The organism is Pseudomonas sp. QS1027, from assembly GCF_002814235.1.
Classification (GTDB): Bacteria; Pseudomonadota; Gammaproteobacteria; order Pseudomonadales; family Pseudomonadaceae; genus Aquipseudomonas.
The window spans coordinates 74,145-93,496 of the sequence record NZ_PHSU01000021.1 but is presented as its reverse complement, the minus strand read 5'-3'; the positions used below and the strand labels follow the sequence as shown (position 1 = coordinate 93,496).

Sequence of the window (19,352 nt, the reverse complement as noted above, 5' to 3'; positions counted from 1 at the left end):
AGTCGGGTTATGTCGTCCGGACTTGAGTATGACCGGCTCTGTAGCTGGTTAGAGTTCGGATCACAGCGAATCCCCGTGGAAGCTACTGGATAAGAAAAACCCCCGTATCACTGCGTGAGTACGGGGGGTCAGTTTCCGTCAGCGTCCGCCGGAATCCGGCTTCGCGCTTACACGTTGAAACGGAAGTGCATCACATCACCGTCTTTAACGATGTATTCCTTGCCTTCCAGACGCCATTTGCCGGCTTCCTTGGTCCCGGCTTCGCCCTTGTACTGGATGAAGTCGTTGTAGGCGATCACTTCGGCGCGGATAAAGCCCTTCTCGAAGTCGGTGTGGATCACACCGGCGGCCTGCGGCGCGGTTGCACCGACACGCACGGTCCAGGCGCGGACCTCTTCAACACCGGCGGTGAAGTAGGTCTGCAGGTGAAGCATTTCGTAACCGGCACGGATCACGCGGTTCAGGCCAGGCTCTTCAAGGCCCAGGGCTTCGAGGAACATGTCCTTCTCTTCACCGTCGTCGAGCTCGGCGATTTCCGCTTCGATCTTGTTGCACACCGGTACCACGACCGCGCCTTCTTCCTCGGCAATGGCCCGGACCACGTCCAGCAACGGGTTGTTCTCGAAGCCGTCTTCGGCGACGTTGGCGATGTACATCACCGGCTTGGTGGTCAGCAGGTGGAAGCCACGGATCACCGCCTTCTCGTCGGCGCTCATGCTCTTCATCAGGCTGCGCGCTGGCTTGCCTTCGGTGAAGTGGGCGATCAACTGCTCCAGCAGGCCCTTTTGCACCACGGCGTCCTTGTCACCGCCCTTGGCGTTGCGCGTGACTTTCTGCAGTTGCTTCTCGCAGCTGTCGAGGTCGGCGAAGATCAGTTCCAGGTCGATGATCTCGATGTCGCGTTTCGGGTCGACGCTGTTGGAGACGTGAATCACGTTCTCGTCTTCGAAGCAGCGGACCACGTGGGCGATGGCATCGGTCTCGCGGATGTTGGCGAGGAACTTGTTGCCCAGGCCTTCACCCTTCGAAGCACCGGCCACCAGGCCGGCGATGTCGACGAACTCCATGGTGGTCGGCAGGATGCGCTTGGGATTGACGATGTCGGCCAGGGCCTGCAGGCGCGGGTCGGGCATCGGCACGATGCCGCTGTTCGGCTCGATGGTGCAAAAGGGGAAGTTCTCCGCCGCGATACCGGATTTGGTCAGGGCGTTGAACAGGGTGGATTTGCCGACGTTGGGCAGGCCGACGATGCCGCAATTGAATCCCATGGTGTTTCCCCTCGGATAAGAGTCAGGCCTTCTGGCTGTGCAGGTTTTTCATCGCGCGGTTCCATTCCCCGGCGAGGATATCCGGCAGCACGCCGAGGGCAAAATCGATGCTGGCATCGAGTTTTTCCTGTTCGGCGCGTGGCGCACGACCCAGGACAAAATTTGAAACCATACTGGCAACGCCCGGGTGGCCAATGCCAAGCCGCAAGCGGTGAAAGGTATTCTGATTGCCGAGCTGCGCGATGATGTCGCGCAGGCCGTTGTGCCCGCCGTGTCCGCCGCCCTGTTTGAGCTTGGCGACGCCGGGAGGCAAGTCCAGTTCGTCGTGGGCCACCAGGATTTCTTCAGGCGTGATGCGGAAGAATCCAGCCAATGCCGAGACGGCCTGGCCGCTACGGTTCATGTAGGTGGTGGGAATCAACAGACGAACATCCTGACCCTGGTGACTGAAGCGCCCGGTCAGGCCGAAATATTTGCGATCGGCCACCAGGTTGACACCTTGGGCGTGGGCGATGCGCTCAACAAAAAGGGCCCCCGCGTTATGCCGGGTCTGTTCGTATTCGGTGCCTGGATTTCCCAGGCCAACGATCAGTTTGATGGCAGTCACGACAGGGGCCCTTCCTAGGAGTTGTGGATAACATCGCGGCTAATCAGCGTAGCGGCGAACGTGGACGAAACATGCTCATTTACATGATGCAAACTTCGCGATCCCGCCCGCTTTACTCGCTACTTGCCAGCTCGCGATGTTTCCATGACTCCAACGTTACGGAGTAAATATTACTCGGCAGCGTCAGCTTCCGGTGCAACACGTGGCGCGTGAACGTTGGCAACAGCCAGGTCGTTACCGTGAGCCAGTGCAACGAACTCAACGCCTTTAGGTGCTTTGAGGTCCGACAGGTGAACGATCGAACCGACTTCGGCATCAGCCAGGTCGACTTCGATGAACTCAGGCAGATCTTTCGGCAGGCAGGTCACTTCGACTTCAGCCACAACGTGGGAAATCTCGCCGCCTTTCTTGATCGCTGCGGCTTCGTTGATGAAGTGCACAGGAACGTGAGCGGACAGTTTCTGACCGGCAACAACGCGGACGAAGTCAGCGTGCAGCACGTGGCCTTTGGCTGGGTGACGTTGCAGAGCTTTGATGATGACGTTCTGCTTGGCGCCGCCAATGTTCAGCTCGATGATGTGGCTGTAAGCCGCTTCGTTTTCGAGCAGTTTGGCAACTTCCTTGGCCAGCATGCTGATGGATTCAGGGGCTTTTTCGCCACCGTAAACTACAGCTGGAACCAGGCTTGCGAGACGACGCAGGCGGCGGCTCGCACCTTTCCCCAGGTCGGAACGCACTTCAGCATTCAGGGTAAATTCGTTCATGTTGACTCTCCAAATTAACCACATCCACCCTAGCGTTTGCGACCAGCGCTAAAGGCGGTATGGGCAAAAAAGCCCCGCCCCAACAGGTGTTGGGGCGGGGCGCTTTTCGTCAACGAGAGATCCGAAAGGGCAGGGCCCTTAGCGGAACATCGCGCTGATCGATTCTTCGTTGCTGATGCGGCGAACCGCTTCGGCGACTACCGGTGCAATATCCAGTTGACGGATACGCGCACAGGCTTGTGCTGCAGCGGACAGCGGGATGGTGTTGGTCACCACCAGCTCGTCCAGCACGGAATTTTCAATGTTCTCGATCGCGCGACCCGACAGCACAGGGTGTGTGCAGTAGGCAAAGACCTTGGCAGCGCCATGTTCCTTGAGGGCTTTCGCCGCGTGGCACAGGGTGCCGGCGGTATCGACCATGTCATCGACGAGAATACAGGTGCGGCCTTCGACGTCACCGATGATGTGCATCACTTCGGAGTGGTTGGCCTTCTCACGACGTTTGTCGATGATGCCCAGATCCACGCCCAGCGACTTGGCAACGGCCCGTGCACGCACGACGCCACCAATGTCCGGAGACACGATCATCAGATTTTCGAAGCGTTGGTCTTCGATGTCATCCACCAGAACGGGGGAGCCGTAGATGTTATCTACCGGAATATCGAAGAAGCCCTGGATCTGGTCTGCGTGCAGGTCAACCGTGAGAACACGGTCGATGCCGACGACGGTGAGCATGTCAGCAACGACTTTCGCGCTGATAGCCACACGCGCGGAACGCGGACGGCGATCCTGACGGGCATAACCAAAGTAAGGGATCACCGCAGTGATTCGAGTGGCTGAGGAACGGCGGAAGGCATCAGCCATCACGACGAGTTCCATCAGGTTATCGTTGGTCGGAGCGCAAGTCGGCTGAATAATGAAGACGTCTTTACCGCGGACGTTTTCATTGATCTCGGCAGTAATTTCGCCGTCGGAGAATTTACCGACAGAGATGTCACCGAGAGGGATATGCAGCTGACGTACAACACGCCGAGCCAGATCGGGGTTAGCGTTCCCCGTAAAGACCATCATCTTGGACACGCGCAGTACCTGAAGGCTGAGGGTAACCTGGATGAGTATAGGAAAATGGCAGGGGCGGCTGGATTCGAACCAACGCATGGCAGGATCAAAACCTGCTGCCTTACCGCTTGGCGACGCCCCTGTATCTGTTGCAACGAGTACCCAGTACTCGATTCCTAGAGCAGACTCTGTAGCGTGCGATGCAACATCGAAACGTTGCTTCCCTTTGCCACAAACCCTGTTTGGGTCTCTGTAAGAAGGGCCGAGACTTTATCAGCTTCAGCTTTGTTTGGGAAGGCCCCAAACACACAACTTCCAGTTCCGGTTAACTTTGCTTCGGTAAATTTACCTAACAAATTCAAAGCGTTACGTACCTCTGGATAACGCCTTGCGACAACCGGCAAGCAGTCATTACGACTGTTTCCCTTGGGAACGGGGCGCACTTTAATGGGCGCGGAGTCACGTGTCAACAGCGGATCCGAAAAAATTTCTGCTGTACTTACAGAGACTTGCGGAACGAGCACGACATACCAGGGTTCTTCGGGGTCTACCGGGGTGAGTTTTTCCCCCACGCCCTCGGCGAAAGCCGCGTGGCCACGGACGAAAACCGGCACGTCGGCGCCCAGTGTCAGGCCCAGCGCAGCCAGGCGATCCTCGTCCCAACCCAGTTGCCAGAGGTGGTTGAGGCCGAGCAGGGTGGTCGCGGCATTCGAGCTGCCGCCACCGATGCCGCCGCCCATGGGCAGGACTTTTTCGATCCAGATATCGACGCCCAGGGTGCTGCCCGATTGTTCCTGGAGTTTTTTCGCGGCACGCACGATCAGGTTGCTGTCGTGGGGCACGCCTTCGAATTCGGTGTGCAGCTGGATCACGCCGTCGTCACGCACGGCGAAACTCAGCTCGTCGCCGTAATCGAGAAACTGAAACAGCGTCTGCAACTCGTGATAACCGTCGGCACGGCGACCGAGGATGTGCAGCATCAGGTTGAGCTTGGCCGGCGATGGCAGCGTCAGGCGGGCGGCGCTCATGTCACTGGCCCAGCTGGCGCGGCTGCCAGTCCTTGATCACCAGGGTCACGTCGAGGTCGCGGCCGTGCAGCTTGATGCGCTCGGGCAACCAGTAGCCGTTCTGCTCGCTGTAGCTCAGGTACTCGACCTGCCAGCCATCTTGCTCCAGGGAGGCCAGGCGGCTGTCGTTATCCAGGCTCAGGCGGCTCTTGCTGTCCGGCGCGGGGAGACCACGGACCCACCAGACCAGATGGGACACCGGCAGCTCCCAACCCAATTGCTCCTGGAGCAGGGCCTCGGGGCTGGTGGCGGCATAGCGGCCCTGGTTGGCGACCTCCAGGGTCACCTGGCCGGGACGCCCGGTCAGGCGGGCAGCGCCGCGCCCCAACGGGCCGGACAGGCGAATGTCGTAGTAATCCTGGCGTTGCAGCCAGAACACCGTCCCGCTACCGGAATCCTTCGGTGCACGGATACCGACCTTGCCATTGATCTGCCAGCCGTCGAGGCTGCTCAATTGCTGTTTGTGCTTGGCCCAGAGGGCCGGGTCGCCGTGGCCTTCGACGGACTCACGGGCGCCGAAGCCCGCACAACCGGCGAGCAGGGCGATCAGGCTGAAAACAACGAGGTGGCGCAAAAACATAAGCTTAAAGAGTCTCGGAACCGGTCAGGCGCTTGATGGTGCTGCGCAGAAGTGGGCTGTCGGGCTGATCCTTGAGGAACTTGCCCCAGATTTGCTTGGCTTCGCGCTGCTTGCCATTGGCCCAGAGGACTTCGCCCAGGTGCGCGGCGACTTCCTGGTCGGGGAAACGCTCCAGGGCTTGGCGCAGCAGGCGTTCGGCTTCGTCGAGATTGCCCAGGCGGAAGTTCACCCAGCCGAGGCTGTCGAGCACGGCCGGATCTTCCGGGTTCAGCTGGTGAGCCTTCTCGATCAGTTCCTTGGCTTCGGCGTAGCGGGTGGTGCGGTCCGACAGGGTGTAGCCGAGGGCGTTCAGCGCCATGGCATTGTCCGGTTCGCGCTTGAGGATGGCGCGCAGGTCTTTCTCCATCTGCGCCAGGTCGTCACGCTTTTCCGCCTGCATGGCACGGGTGTAAAGCAGGTTCAGGTCGTCCGGGTACTGCAACAGGGCTTGCTGCAGGACACTCCAGGCGCGATCGCCCTGATGGTTGGCGGAGAGGATCTCGGCCTCGATCAGGTAGAGCTGGATCGCGTAGTCCGGCTGCTCGTCGCGGGCCGTCTTGAGTTTGCTCGACGCCTCGGCGCCGCGCCCGGTGGTGACCAGGATATCGGTCTGGCGCAGTTGTGCCGGCAGGTAATCGTTGCCCGGCCCGACCTGGCTGTATTCATCCAGGGCGGTCTGCAGGTCGTTGTGCTCTTCGGCGATGCGGCCCAGGTTCAGGTGCGCCGAGTCGACATGGCTGTCGCGGGTGATCAGTTCGTCCAGGTAACCCTTGGCTTCATCCCAGGCCTTGGCCTCGAGGCAGACGAGCGCCAGGGAGAAACGCAGTTCGTCGTCCTCCGGGTATTGCTGCACCAGGCTGGAGAACTGGGTCTTGGCGTCGGCCATGCGATCCTGTTCCACCAGCATGCGCGCATAGGTCAGGCGCAGGCGCTTGTCGTCCGGGTACTGCTTGATGCTTTTTTCCAGGATCGGCAAGGCTTCCTTGCCGCGATTCAGTGCTTGCAGCAAGCGTGCACGCAGCAGGATCGGGGCGATTTCGCCGTCTTCCGGCGGGTTTTTCTCCAGCAGCGCCAAGGCGCCCTGGGTGTCGCCATCCTGTTGCAGCAACAGCGCCTTGCCGAAAATCAGCTGGCTGTTCTTCGGGTGCTTGACCAGCAGGCGGTCGAAACTTTTCTTCAGGCCGTTGCGGGTGTCCTGGTCGGTATCGGCGGCCGACAGGGCGAGAAAGTCGAAATGCGTGTCGCCCTTGCCCTGCAGGACCTTCTCCATATAGACCATGGAGTCGTCATAACGCCCGCTGCGGGCCAGCTGGATGGCGGCCGCGCGTTGCGCCTCGAGGTCGTCCGGGGCGTTTTTCGCCCAGATCAGCGAGGTGTCGAGGGCGGCCTGATCGGCGCCCAGGTACTCGGCAATCCGGAAAGCGCGCTCGGAAACCCCCGGATCCTGGGTGTTGATCGCCTGGGTCACGTAGTTATCCAGCGCGATATCGAAACGATTTCGCTGTCCGGCCAGCTCCGCGCTCAACAGGCTGAACACCGTATCTTCGGTGAACGAGCTGTAGACCTTGGGCTTTTCCGGGGCCGGAGTGGTGTCTTCAGCCGGCGGCGCATGCCCCGGCGACACGGGTGCCAAGGCCTGGCAGCCGCTGAGGAAGACAAAAGCGAGGAGCAACGCGGAGGATCTATTCATATAGGAGAAGGACGACTTACCTGCGGGTCGGGGCATCATGACACAAGCGGCGGGCAGAACCATACCCGAGACGCTCACCAGACACTTATAGCAACGTTACATTAGGACAATAGACGGCAATGGTTGTTCTGAATCATTCGAAGGTGGACAATTGTCGGCTTCTCGACATCATCAGCGACCCTGAATGGCCTTCCTCGCACTCGGCATCAACCACAAGACGGCGTCCGTAGACGTGCGCGAGCGCGTGGCTTTTACCCCCGAGCAATTGGTGGAGGCCCTGCAACAGCTGTGTCGCCTCACCGACAGCCGTGAAGCCGCGATCCTCTCGACCTGCAATCGCAGTGAACTGTATATCGAGCAGGAGCACATTACGTCGGACACGGTCTTGCGCTGGCTGGCCGATTATCACCACCTGAACCTCGAAGACCTGCGGGCCTGTGCCTATGTGCACGAAGACGATGCCGCCGTTCGTCATATGATGCGCGTGGCCTCGGGCCTGGATTCGCTGGTATTGGGCGAGCCGCAGATTCTCGGCCAGATGAAGTCGGCCTACGCGGTGGCGCGGGAGGCGGGAACCATCGGGCCGTTGCTCGGGCGCCTGTTCCAGGCCACCTTCAGCGCCGCCAAGCAGGTGCGTACCGACACTGCCATCGGCGAGAACCCGGTGTCGGTGGCCTTTGCCGCCGTCAGCCTGGCGAAACAGATTTTCAGCGATCTGCAGCGCAGCAGTGCGTTGCTGATCGGTGCCGGCGAAACCATCACCCTGGTTGCCCGCCACCTGCACGAGCAGGGCGTCAAGCGTATCGTGGTGGCTAACCGGACCCTGGAGCGGGCCAAGATCCTTGCCGAAGAGTTCGGTGCCCACGCGGTATTGCTGTCCGATATCCCCCAGGAACTGGTGCACAGCGACATCGTCATCAGTTCCACCGCCAGCCAGTTGCCGATCCTCGGCAAGGGCGCGGTGGAAAGCGCCTTGAAGCTGCGCAAGCACAAGCCGATCTTCATGGTGGATATCGCCGTACCCCGGGATATCGAGCCGGAAGTCGGCGAGTTGGACGACGTTTACCTCTATAGCGTCGACGACCTCCACGAAGTGGTCGCCGAAAACCTCAAGAGCCGCCAGGGTGCCGCCCAAGCCGCCGAAGAACTGGTAAGCAGCGGCGTCGACGACTTCATGGCGCGCCTGCGCGAGCTGGCCGCGGTGGATGTCTTGCGCGCCTACCGCCAGCAGAGCGAACGCCTGCGCGACGAAGAGTTGCACAAGGCCCAGCGTCTGCTGGCCAACGGCAGCAGCGCCGAAGAGGTGTTGATGCAACTGGCCCGTGGCCTGACCAACAAGTTGATGCATGCGCCCAGCGTGCAACTGAAAAAATTGTCCGCCGAAGGCCGCCTCGATGCGCTGGCCATGGCCCAGGAACTCTTTGCCCTCGGTGAGGGCTCATCGGATAGCTTTTCGGATAAGAAACCGCAATGAAAGCGTCACTGCTCAATAAGCTGGACATCCTCCAGGACCGTTTCGAGGAACTGACCGCCTTGCTCGGCGATGGCGAAGTCATTTCCGATCAGAACAAGTTCCGTGCCTATTCCAAGGAGTACGCCGAAGTCGAGCCGATTGTCAGCGCCTACAAGCAGGTGTTGAAGGTCCAGTCCGACCTCGAAGGCGCCCAGGCGCTGCTCAAGGACAGCGATCCGGACATGCGTGAAATGGCCGTCGAGGAAGTCCGCGAAGCCAAGGAACAACTGGTCGAGCTGGAGGGCAACCTGCAACGCATGTTGCTGCCCAAGGACCCCAACGATGGTCGCAACGTGTTTCTCGAAATCCGCGCCGGCACCGGCGGCGACGAGGCGGCGATCTTCTCCGGCGACCTGTTTCGCATGTACTCGCGCTACGCCGAGCGGCGTGGCTGGCGCCTGGAGATCCTTTCGGAAAACGTCGGTGAGCATGGCGGCTATAAAGAAGTCATTGCCCGGGTCGAAGGCGACAACGTCTACGGCAAGCTGAAATTCGAATCCGGTGCCCATCGCGTCCAGCGCGTGCCGGCCACCGAATCCCAGGGCCGCATCCACACCTCGGCCTGCACGGTCGCGGTATTGCCCGAGCCGGACGAACAGGAAGCCATCGAGATCAACCCGGCGGACCTGCGCATCGACACCTACCGCTCCTCCGGTGCCGGTGGCCAGCACGTCAACAAGACCGACTCGGCGATCCGCATCACCCACTTGCCTTCGGGGATCGTGGTCGAATGCCAGGAAGAGCGTTCCCAGCACAAGAACCGTGCGCGGGCGATGTCCTGGCTGTCGGCCAAGCTCAACGACCAGCAGACCAGCGCCGCGGCCAATGCCATCGCCAGTGAGCGCAAGCTGCTGGTGGGCTCGGGCGATCGCTCCGAACGTATCCGTACCTACAACTTCCCTCAGGGCCGGGTCACCGACCACCGTGTCAACCTGACCCTGTACTCCCTGGATGAAGTCCTGGCCGGGGGGGTGGAAGCCGTTATCGAACCGCTGTTGGCCGAATATCAGGCCGATCAACTGGCCGCCTTGGGTGATTGAATGACCATTATTGCCAGTCTGCTACGCGCCGCCGACCTGCCTGATTCGCCGACCGCGCGCCTGGACGCCGAACTGCTGTTGGCGGCGGCCCTGGGCAAATCCCGCAGTTACCTGCACACCTGGCCGGAAAAGATCGTCAGCAGCGAAGCCGCGCTGGCCTTTGCCGACTTCCTCGTGCGTCGTCGTGGCGGCGAGCCGGTGGCCTATATTCTCGGCCAGCAAGGGTTCTGGAAGCTGGACCTGGAAGTCGCGCCGCATACCCTGATTCCGCGGCCGGACACCGAACTGCTGGTGGAAGCCGCCCTTGAGCTGTTGCCGGCGACCCCGGCCCGGGTGCTCGACCTCGGCACTGGCAGCGGCGCGATTGCCCTGGCCCTGGCCAACGAGCGTCCAGCCTGGCAAGTGACGGCGGTGGACCGCGTGCCGGAAGCCGTGGCCCTGGCCGAACGCAATCGCCAGCGCCTGGGGCTGAACAATGCCACGGTACTGAGCAGCCATTGGTTCAGCGCCCTGGACGGCCAGCGTTTCCACCTGATCATCAGCAACCCTCCGTACATTGCTTCGAGCGACCCGCACCTGGCCGAGGGCGATGTGCGTTTCGAACCCGCCAGCGCCCTGGTGGCCGGTGTCGATGGCCTGGACGATCTGCGCCTGATCATCGCCCAGGCACCCAAGCACCTGGAGGCCGATGGCTGGTTGATGCTCGAACACGGTTACGATCAGGCCGAAGCCGTGCGCGAGTTGCTCTCGGCGCAAGGTTTCAGCGAAGTCCACAGCCGTACCGATCTGGGCGGCCATCAACGCATCAGTCTGGGGCGCCTATCGTGCTGAGCGACCAGGAGCTGTTGCGCTATAGCCGGCAGATCCTGTTGCAACAGGTCGATATCGACGGCCAGTTGCGTCTGAAAAACAGCCGGGTGCTGATCGTCGGTCTTGGCGGCCTCGGTGCCCCGGTGGCGCTTTACCTGGCGGCCGCCGGGGTCGGCGAACTGCATCTGGCGGACTTCGACACGGTCGAGCTGACCAATCTGCAACGCCAGATCATCCATGACACCGCCAGCATCGGTTCGAGCAAGGTCGACTCGGCGCTGCGCCGGCTGGCGGCAATCAATCCTGAAGTGACCCTGGTCGCCCATCGCCAGGCCCTCGACGCCGATTCACTCGGCATCGCGGTGGCGGCGGTGGATCTGGTGCTCGATTGCTGCGACAACTTTTCCACCCGCGAGGCCGTCAACGCCGCCTGTGTCGCCGCCGGCAAGCCGCTGGTGAGCGGCGCGGCGATTCGCCTTGAGGGGCAACTCTCGGTGTTCGATCCGCGCCGTCCGGAAAGCCCCTGTTACCACTGCTTGTACGGGCACGGCAGCGAAGCCGAACTGACCTGCAGCGAGGCTGGCGTCATCGGTCCGCTGGTTGGCCTGGTCGGCAGCTTGCAAGCCCTGGAAGCCTTGAAGCTGCTGGCCGGTTTCGGCGAGCCGCTGGTCGGCCGCCTGCTGCTGATCGATGCCCTGGGTACGAAATTCCGTGAGCTGCGGGTCAAGCGCGATCCGCAGTGCAGCGTCTGTGGTGGCGGCGATGCGTGACGCACCGATCGCGGTAATCGACTCTGGCGTCGGCGGCTTGTCGGTGCTCAAGGAAATCCAGGCCCTGCTGCCCAATGAGTCGCTGTTCTATGTCGCCGACTGCGGGCATATCCCCTACGGCGAAAAGAGCCCGGAGTACATTCGCCAGCGCTGCGCGGCGATCTCTGGTTTCTGTCGCGAGCAGGGTGCCAAGGCGCTGGTGATTGCCTGCAATACCGCCACGGTGGCCGCTGCCGCCGATTTGCGCCAGCGTTACCCGGACTGGCCGCTGGTGGCCATGGAGCCGGCGGTCAAACCCGCGGCGGCGGCCACCCGCAGTGGCGTGGTCGGCGTGCTGGCGACCACCGGGACCTTGCAAAGCGCCAAGTTCGCCGCCTTGCTCGACCGTTTTGCCAACGATGTACGGGTGATCACCCAGCCTTGCCCTGGCCTGGTGGAAATGATCGAAGACGGCGATTTGCACAGCGAGGCCTTGCGCCAGTTGCTGCGCAGCTATGTCGAGCCCTTGTTGGCGGCGGGCTGCGACACCATTATCCTCGGCTGCACCCACTATCCCTTCCTCAAGCCGCTGTTGCTGGAGATGATTCCGGCGTCCATCAGCCTGATCGACACCGGCGCCGCCGTGGCCCGGCAACTTCAGCGCCTGCTGGAAGCGCGCGACCTGCTGTCCCCGGGACCTGCGCGCGAGGCGCAATTCTGGACCAGCGCCGATCCGGATCATTTCAGGAAAATTCTGCCGATGCTCTGGCAGAAGTCCGGGGTTGTGCAAAGCTTCACAGGGTAAACGTCGGCATAGAGCGGCGAATCCCCGTGAACCCAGGCTTAACGCCAAGCTTCATATTGCGTATTGCGGGGAGCTGTTTGGCTGCACCTGAAATGCGTTGGAAATAGGATATTTCTCATGAAGCGATTGTTCTGCCTGGCTGCATTTGCGGCCACCCTGGGGTATGGCGCCATGGCACAGGCGGCCGGTGTCGAATTCTCCGTTGGCCAGACCAGTGATTCGACCCGGGCCTATCGCCTGGGCCTGCAATCGAACTGGGACAAAAGCTGGCTGCAAAGCGATGTGGGCCGCCTGACCGGCTACTGGAGCGGGGCCTACACCTACTGGGAAGGCGACAAGAGTCCCAGCAATCACAGCCTGTCGTTCTCCCCCGTATTCGTCTACGAGTTTTCCGGGGCCTCGATCAAACCCTATATCGAGGCGGGGATCGGCGTTGCCCTGTTTGCCCACACCGAAGTGGAAGACAACAAACTGGGCTCGGCCTTCCTCTTCGAGGACCGCTTGGGTTTCGGCCTGCGTTTCGCCGGTGGACAGGAGGTGGGGATCCGCGCGACCCACTATTCCAACGCCGGTATCCGCACGCCGAACGAGGGCATCGAAAGCTACGCCTTGCACTACACGATACCGTTGTAACGGCTGTTCGTTCAGCGTCAGCCTCCTTCGCTCTGGCGTTTGAAGCGGGCCAGCGCGGCAAATACATCGTCGTCATCGATGGGGTAGCGATCGATCTGGATCAACGTCCAGTCGCCGTTGTCCCCGAGCTTTTCCAGCGCCTCGTCCGTTCCGATGTAGCCCCAGAGGGCACTGTGATTACTGGCGCGACAGCTGCGCGGGAAGTGTTCCTGCAGCGCCTGGCGTGTCGCGTCCGCGGCAGCCCACCGTTGCACACCGGCCTTGAGTCCGCTGACGCCAGTGAACTCGCTCAATGCCGGGGTTGACGCGGGCACCCACAACAACAGCGTACCCTGCTGGGGATCGCCGAGTATCAGGATGTCATCGGACGTATAGCCGTTGATACTCAAGCGGTGCACCTGCACCTGGCGCGGTCCCGGAGTCGGGTGCTCGCGTTCGTGGCGGGGCAGCAGTTGCAGCATCATTGGGTACGCGGTGTCCGAGTAGTCGCCTTGCAGGCGCGCGCGCTGCACCTCCAGCCGGTATTGCGCCCGCAGATAATCGCCATAGTACTGCTCGTTGCCGGGCAAGCCGTCGGCCGGGTGGGCACTCCAGAATCCCGCCGAGCGCCCGCCGAACTTCTGATACTCGGCGTTCAGATAAGCCGTCAGTTCGACCAGTGTCGCGGCGGCCTCCTGGACTTTCTCGCGCTGCGGGCTGGGGGCGATCACCAGCATTTCGGGTGACGCCGGGATCTGGTACAGCTCCTCGCCGTGATCCTCCCCGTCCACGGGAATGGCCGCGAAGCTGCCATCGGTGGGTCGATAGTAGATGCCACGGCCCGGACATTCCGGCACCGACAGGTCTTCGACAAGCACCGGCGTGCCCAATGGCTGCTGGCCTTGCAGCGTTTGCAGGCGCTGCACCAGCGTACTCATGTTCTCGTGGTCCCGGGCGCTCAGGGTCACCAGCATGCAGCGCCCGCCGGCAAGATCCAGCCGGTAGGCCTCATCGCGCTGGTTGACCGCATACAGGACTTCATTGCCCTGAACCTGTACCACGACGTCACCCACCGTCAGCCGGCCGGGCTCAAGCCGCATGTCGTCCGGGCGACCCAGGTGATCGGTGTGCAGCACCCAGGTGGAGGGCCTGGACGTGGTGCAACTGGACAGATTGATCGTCGCGCCGTCACTCAGGTAGAGGTCATATTGGCTACCCTGGCCTTCGATGTCGTAGCTCAGGTACTGAGCCCCTTGCGTCAAATCGTCCATGACCAACGGCGGCGCGGTCTGCCCCAGGCTGACCCGGATACGCGTGGCTTGGTAGTGAGGCTCGAGCTTTTCCACGACCTTCTGGAAGACCGCGACCCATTCGGCTTCGATGAACTTGCCCTGGGTCTTTTGTTCGAGGGCCTTGAACACCTGCAGTTCGGCGTCATTGCGCTGGGTGGCGCCCACCAGCCAGCCGTATTGCGGCAGGTAGGTGTGCTTGGGCGTGCCCGGAAGATGCAGCATCCGGATGCTCTGCGAAACGGGCAACGGCCTCTGCCTGGGCAGTTCCAGGACCAGGCCGACATCAATCGCCTGGCGTTCGTCCAGGACTACGCGTGGATCGCCCGACGACAAATAGTCGACGGTGTAGATCTTCGGGCTGCCCAGGTAGACCTGGCCGTTGCGCTGATCCAGATGGGTCACCACCACGGGACCGTCCATGCGCAGCGCATGGGTGTCAGGATCCTCGACATACCCGGCGCGATAGGCCTGGACCTCCCGGGTGAATTGCTCGCCCGTGGCCAGGACCTGGTGGGCCTTGGCGAAGAACACCGACACCAGGCTGCTGGCGCCCAGGCCCAGGCCGGCCAGGGGTATCGACAGCGGACCGAGGAACTCGGCGCCCTCGGCAAATCCGGCCAGTACCGTGCCCAGCGCGAGGGTATCGAGCCCGACGTTGGTGCCGTAGGTGGCTTTTTCCTCGGCGCTCTCGGCATGGGCCAGCAGGTAACTGTCCACTCCGAGGCTGGCCAGGACCAGCAAGGCATTGCCGGCAGCCAGCAATCCACCCAGGGTCAGCGTCTTGCCGCCCAGGCGGATACCCCGGCCGGCCTTGTCCAGCAGGCTGAGGCTCTCTGCGCCCAGGTGCCCGGCATCCTTCAGGCCGAGGTAAATCGCCCGGGCGAGTATTGTCCCGTCGCAGGTTACGCCGACGACCACCTGGGCCAGTTGCGTGTAGAACTGCACCTGGACCGCGCTGGCCAGTTCCGCCGACAAGACATGGCGCCTGCCGCTATTGAGCAGCAACAGCGCGAAGCCGGTATTCAGGCTGTTCAGGCCATCGAGTTGGGCCAGGCCGTGGACCACCTCATGGTGGGTGACGCCTGGGCGCGGGAGTAACTGGCCGCCCTGGAATTCGAAGTGTTGGTGGATTGTGTCTACGCAGTTGCGGATGCGTGTCGAGAGCCTGGCCAGTGCGCTGTTTTTCTCCAGTTCCAGGTGCTGGCGGGGTTTACTGGCCAGGCCGATCAGCGGCATCGTGTAACCTGCGGCGCTGGATTCGATGGCGTTGAGGTCGGGGACCCGGCCGGACACTGCCGCGTCGGCTCCGAGCCTTTGCCACTCCTGTTGCGCGGCCTGGCCCAGCTCGGCGAACGCGCTACGTTGCATCCGGGATTGCTCGGCCATGGGGGGATAGGGCCTGCGCATATCGCCGCCCAGCCCCGGGGCGTCCATAAGCTGCCACGAACCGTCGGTACGGCGTTGCACCTCATAGGTCGAGCGCCTGAAACCTTCGGTGGCATGGATGATCCTGAACCGGTCGCGGAAGGCCCGGACTTCGTAGCGCAGGCCTTCATGGAGGATGTACGTCCTCCCGTCCGGCGTGCGATACAGGCCTCGCGCATCCGGTCCGGCCGGATCCAGCGCCGATCGGCTGTGCATCTCATATCCCCTAAGCCAGGCTGGCTGCGACTGCGTCGAAGGTCCGGCTTCTCCTGTGTTCGGAAGAGCCGCGTTCAGCACTCTGTTCAGTTGGGCCAGGCTGCTGAGCGTGTGGAGCGGGTTGGCCAGTGCATGTCGAATCCTGGCATTGTCATGGGTGTTGCTGGTCAGTTGGGTCCACATCTTGTCGAGGACCCGGCCCGATTTCTTCCTGAGCAAGGCAAACAGTTCGGGTGTATCGAGCAGAAGCTGGAGCCTGGCATTGGCGAGATAGGCCGATCGGAAGCAATGTCGGCTCCATGAAGGGGCATTGGTCTTGAAGGGCAAAAGCAGGGGCGCGATTTCCTGGAAGCCCATTTGCCGGGCTACAGCCAGCAGTTCCTGCTGATGTTCGAGGAGTCGGGTCAACACGTCGTCAGTCAACGACTTTATCCCGTCTGCGTTTTCCAGCAGGTTGATACGGATGATGCCGGCATCCGCGCAGCGGGCGATCAATCGCAGTCTGTCCGTTGAAATTTGCGGGTCGTGGAGCAAATGGGCGATTTGATGGGTGTTGAGCCCCTCTTCCAGGGGCGGGGTCAGGTTCGCTGAACTGAAAATGATATCGACCCGCTCCAGCAGCGCCGGGACGCGACCGAGCACGGCCCTGATCAAGTCACGTCGCGCGCTGATCTGATTGCCGATGTGCTGGAGTGCATACAGGCGTAGCTGGGTGGCTGTCACCCCATACTCCAGCAGGATATGCCGGACGCTGTCATTGAAAATGAAGGTGTGGTGAATCAGGAAGTCGATATCTGTCGCTTGTGAGGGCCCGATCAACAGCGTTTCCAGCAGCAGCCTGCGCCGCGGCTCGTCGACCCACAGGGACAGTTCCGGACGAGGGGCGGCATCAATATAGCGATCAATGATCTGGCGTATTTCGGCGGGTAGCGGGCGCAGGTCATGGCGCTCACGAACGGAGTTGAACGCATCGTCGACGGCGGCTCTGATCCTCGGTGAGCGTGACGGCAAGGTCGTCTCCAGGTAACGGATGACCGGCTGAAAGAGACCGTACGGATTGGCGGAGCCCTTGAGGATGGCGGTCAACTCTCGATAGCTGCTATCGCCCAGCCAGATATTCAGCTCCAGGCAATGCTCCAGTGCCTGGGCATAGAGAGGCAAATGCTCCGCGGTCACGAAGGGCGCGATATCCGGATTGTGTTCGATATGATCGGCGGCGGCATTACGCAGTCTCTCGACCGTGAATGTGCCGGGCTCATGGCCCCGGTTCAGCGACAGGGCCACGGCATGAAAGAAGCTGTCCTGTCCGGCGGGGACGTCCACCGGGTTGCCGTCGAGCCAGACGCGATAATGATTCGGACTGTATCGGTACAGCACCACATCATGGAGGGCACCGAACAGCTCCGGGTTGACCCGGTATCCATAGGTGTCTTCGCGCAGTCCCTGCCGGTAGCGTACCGACCAGCCAAATCCCGGGTCGCGGGCGTCGATAATCACCAGGTTACTGTCTTGCGGCCACTCCGCCAGGCTGGGCATGAGGGGCGCAATGATGTCCATGACCTGTGAGTTCCAGGACCCCAGGCGAACCAGGCCGGCCAGGGTTGAAAGTCGCGCTGAGACGGCAGGAGACAATTGCCCGCTGAGGGATGGCCCCGTCGGCGCACCGCCCAGCAACCGTAGCCGCATTGTGCCGAGGGGCTGGCGTGGCGCAGGGATCGCTTGCAGTACCGGGCCGGCAGTCAGCAAGGTCTTGCCATCGGCACCCGTCCGGCTGACCAGGGTCGCAATGTCCGTGCTCTCGGGTGGCAGGGTGTCGGTGCCGCTTGTGCCCTGGCGATCTGTCGCCTGGCTGCCGGGCAGCACTGCAATGTCTGTTTGTCCGGTCGCCCTTATTCGCCCCAGCCAATCCTTTCCGGGCAGGAAGGTGCCGATCAAGCCGGCGTTCTTCTGGCCCGCTGCGGTGCCAAATGCCCACTGATCGATGAGTGATTGCCGGTTACTCGCGGGCTTGCCGGGGAGACGCTGGCGGGCCTGCTCGATCAGCGCGTCACGCTGTATTTCGTAGAGGCACTGATGCACGTTGCCCGGCATCGGGATCAGTTGGATGTGAGCGGCGTTTCCCGGGGGCGCCGACTGCAGGGTTGGCGTACTGGATTTTCTCAGCCGCGCGGCAACATAGTCCCGCCACGGCGGTTCCTGGAAATACCGGTCCAGGTCACCGCGTTGGCTCAGTACCCTGAGGTCGTTGTCATCGGCTGAATCCGGGGTATGCAGCACCACACTCGGGTCGTCCGGGTCCGCGCTGGTGATCGCGAGTACGCCGCCGCCAATGATATGGAGTGTGCTCTGGGCATTCTCGTGATGTACCCACAAACCCAGCGCGTTGGCGCTGATGACGTGTGTGCCGATCGTGGGGCGAGTGGCCGGGGTCGGATAGTCGAGCACCACCTGGACCCACTGTCGCTGGCGCGCAGGGATTCGGCCAAGGAGCGTGGCGTCTAGCAGCGCCAGTTGCAGGCACGCGGCATTGGCGTATTGCCAGGTATCGCGTATCGCCTGTGCCCGCTGCGCGCTGGTCGAGACCGACGGCTGCTCGCTCAGGGCCTGGACGATGGCATCCAGTACTGCCTGATCCGGGATGCTCGGCCCGCCGCGGCTGTCGTTGGGCGAGGTTGGCGGCAGTGCATCGATCAAGGCCAGGGCCAGCGCCAGGCTGCCGGCCTGCACTTTGTCGGCGGCTACTCTGTAGCGCTGCCAATCTTGCCTGTCGGCCTCCTTGAAGACTTGCCGCCAGATCCTGTATTGCAAGGCTTGTGTGCGCCGATTCACGCGCGTGCCGATATCCAGAATATCACGCAGGTCCGCAGCGGCTTCGAGGCGTTCCAGCATTGCCTTCGACGTGTCCGCCGGGAAGGCGGCAAACACATCGTTCACCTGCTTTTGCTGGGCGTTGCACAGTGACCGGACCTGCCAGTCGAACAGGTTTTCGTGCTTGTCATCGCTGGCACTGAAACGGTCCGCGATTTTTTGCCCGGTTCGCACCAGCAGTGTCGTGTACAGGATTCTGAGGGAGGAAAAGGCTTCGAGACCATATTCCAGGGTGTAGAGCACGACCCGTCCGAGATCACTGTGGGTCTCGACCACTTTCTTGCCCTTGAACTGCTTCGGGTCGGGATCGCTGCCCAGCAGCACGGCGCCGTCGTGGCTGGTGATCACGAGTGCGCCAGGCCATGGGGCCGAGGTGTTTTTTTCCAGGAAGGAAATGCCATACACCCCGGGTCGATGGACGACGGGCAGGACCGGCAGTGCACTTTCCCGTTGTTCCCGTGTGGGCAGGCTCAGTACCTGATCAATCAGTTGCCGGTCGTCGGCGTCCAGCGTCCCATCGACGCTGCGCAGTTGCGCCTCGGCCCGCAGTTGCGTCTCCAGGGTCAGTGCGAGCCATTGATCGGAGGGCAAACCGCCGGTGGCGCTATTGGGTTGTGTCCAGAACTGCTCCAGCTGCGCCAGATAACCCTGTCGGAGTTGGCGTATCAGCTCAGTCTTGTCGGTCGCCGGATTCACCTTGGGCATGGCCGGGCGCGGCAGTTCATCGAGCAGGGCGACCACTTGCGCATTGGAGGTGTTGAGCGACAGCAACTGCTGCGACTGGAGCGGCGCGCTGTCGGTCGGCGCCGGCAGGGTATCGGCTGCGCAGGGGGGCGAAATACAGGGAGGGTCTAGGGTCTTCATGAGCCAGTGATCTCAGGGTCCGGGGACAACATTGAGTTGCCCGCTACTTGTGACGTGCGGTCCCAAGTGTGGATTGAGCGGGTT

At 62.1% G+C, this 19,352-nt stretch carries 14 protein-coding genes and 1 tRNA gene; 6 read left to right on the top strand and 9 right to left on the bottom strand.

Translation table 11 applies throughout. From position 1 onward, the window contains the following. Positions 1-167: 167 nt before the first annotated feature. The 8 genes from ychF to CWE01_RS20095 all read right to left on the bottom strand — a co-directional run bounded on the left by ychF (position 168) and on the right by CWE01_RS20095 (position 7,074). Positions 168-1,268, bottom strand: coding sequence for a redox-regulated ATPase YchF (gene ychF, locus CWE01_RS20130; RefSeq protein ID WP_100942298.1), 1,101 nt, complete (start codon positions 1,266-1,268; stop codon positions 168-170). Between the two features lie 22 nt (positions 1,269-1,290). Then, positions 1,291-1,875 carry an aminoacyl-tRNA hydrolase gene (gene pth, locus CWE01_RS20125; protein ID WP_100942297.1) on the bottom strand — a complete coding sequence of 195 codons (585 nt, stop codon included), beginning with the start codon at positions 1,873-1,875 and terminating at the stop codon, positions 1,291-1,293. A gap of 170 nt (positions 1,876-2,045) precedes the next feature. Continuing rightward, the gene (locus CWE01_RS20120) at positions 2,046-2,639 is read right to left on the bottom strand and encodes a 50S ribosomal protein L25/general stress protein Ctc (RefSeq protein WP_100942296.1); all 594 of its coding nucleotides are present in this window, start codon (positions 2,637-2,639) and stop codon (positions 2,046-2,048) included. Positions 2,640-2,777: 138 nt separating this feature from the next. Then, entirely contained in the window at positions 2,778-3,719 is a 942-nt protein-coding gene (locus CWE01_RS20115; RefSeq protein WP_003171603.1) for a ribose-phosphate pyrophosphokinase, read from the bottom strand. 46 nt (positions 3,720-3,765) lie between these two features. Next, positions 3,766-3,840, bottom strand: a tRNA-Gln gene (locus CWE01_RS20110). Between the two features lie 34 nt (positions 3,841-3,874). Continuing rightward, positions 3,875-4,726: a 4-(cytidine 5'-diphospho)-2-C-methyl-D-erythritol kinase gene (gene ispE / locus CWE01_RS20105; protein WP_100942295.1), complete on the bottom strand. Its 852-nt coding sequence runs from the start codon at positions 4,724-4,726 to the stop codon at positions 3,875-3,877. Between the two features lies 1 nt (position 4,727). Continuing rightward, positions 4,728-5,345: a lipoprotein insertase outer membrane protein LolB gene (gene lolB, locus CWE01_RS20100; RefSeq protein ID WP_100942294.1), complete on the bottom strand. Its 618-nt coding sequence runs from the start codon at positions 5,343-5,345 to the stop codon at positions 4,728-4,730. 4 nt (positions 5,346-5,349) lie between these two features. Beyond that, a complete protein-coding gene (locus tag CWE01_RS20095; RefSeq protein WP_100942293.1) occupies positions 5,350-7,074 on the bottom strand; it encodes a tetratricopeptide repeat protein in 1,725 nt (574 codons plus the stop codon). A gap of 184 nt (positions 7,075-7,258) precedes the next feature. Between CWE01_RS20095 and hemA the strand changes: the two genes are divergently transcribed. The 6 genes from hemA (at position 7,259) to CWE01_RS20065 (ending at position 12,624) form a co-directional block, all read left to right on the top strand. Further along, positions 7,259-8,548, top strand: coding sequence for a glutamyl-tRNA reductase (gene hemA, locus CWE01_RS20090; protein ID WP_100942292.1), 1,290 nt, complete (start codon positions 7,259-7,261; stop codon positions 8,546-8,548). Then, entirely contained in the window at positions 8,545-9,627 is a 1,083-nt protein-coding gene (gene prfA, locus CWE01_RS20085) for a peptide chain release factor 1 (RefSeq protein ID WP_100942291.1), read from the top strand. Before hemA ends, prfA begins: the two co-directional genes overlap by 4 nt. Further along, on the top strand, positions 9,628-10,458 hold the full coding sequence (prmC, locus tag CWE01_RS20080; protein WP_100942290.1) for a peptide chain release factor N(5)-glutamine methyltransferase: 831 nt from the start codon (positions 9,628-9,630) through the stop codon (positions 10,456-10,458). Next, the gene (locus tag CWE01_RS20075) at positions 10,452-11,207 is read left to right on the top strand and encodes a molybdopterin-synthase adenylyltransferase MoeB (RefSeq protein WP_100942289.1); all 756 of its coding nucleotides are present in this window, start codon (positions 10,452-10,454) and stop codon (positions 11,205-11,207) included. Before prmC ends, CWE01_RS20075 begins: the two co-directional genes overlap by 7 nt. Continuing rightward, the gene (gene murI / locus CWE01_RS20070; RefSeq protein WP_100942288.1) at positions 11,200-11,991 is read left to right on the top strand and encodes a glutamate racemase; all 792 of its coding nucleotides are present in this window, start codon (positions 11,200-11,202) and stop codon (positions 11,989-11,991) included. The genes CWE01_RS20075 and murI overlap by 8 nt, the downstream gene beginning before the upstream one ends. A gap of 117 nt (positions 11,992-12,108) precedes the next feature. After that, positions 12,109-12,624 (top strand): acyloxyacyl hydrolase, encoded by a 516-nt coding sequence (locus CWE01_RS20065; RefSeq protein ID WP_100942287.1) that lies wholly within the window; start codon positions 12,109-12,111, stop codon positions 12,622-12,624. 17 nt (positions 12,625-12,641) lie between these two features. Here the strand turns inward: CWE01_RS20065 and CWE01_RS20060 are convergent, their stop codons facing one another. Next, positions 12,642-19,268 (bottom strand): TcdA/TcdB pore-forming domain-containing protein, encoded by a 6,627-nt coding sequence (locus CWE01_RS20060; protein ID WP_100942286.1) that lies wholly within the window; start codon positions 19,266-19,268, stop codon positions 12,642-12,644. Positions 19,269-19,352 lie beyond the last annotated feature (84 nt).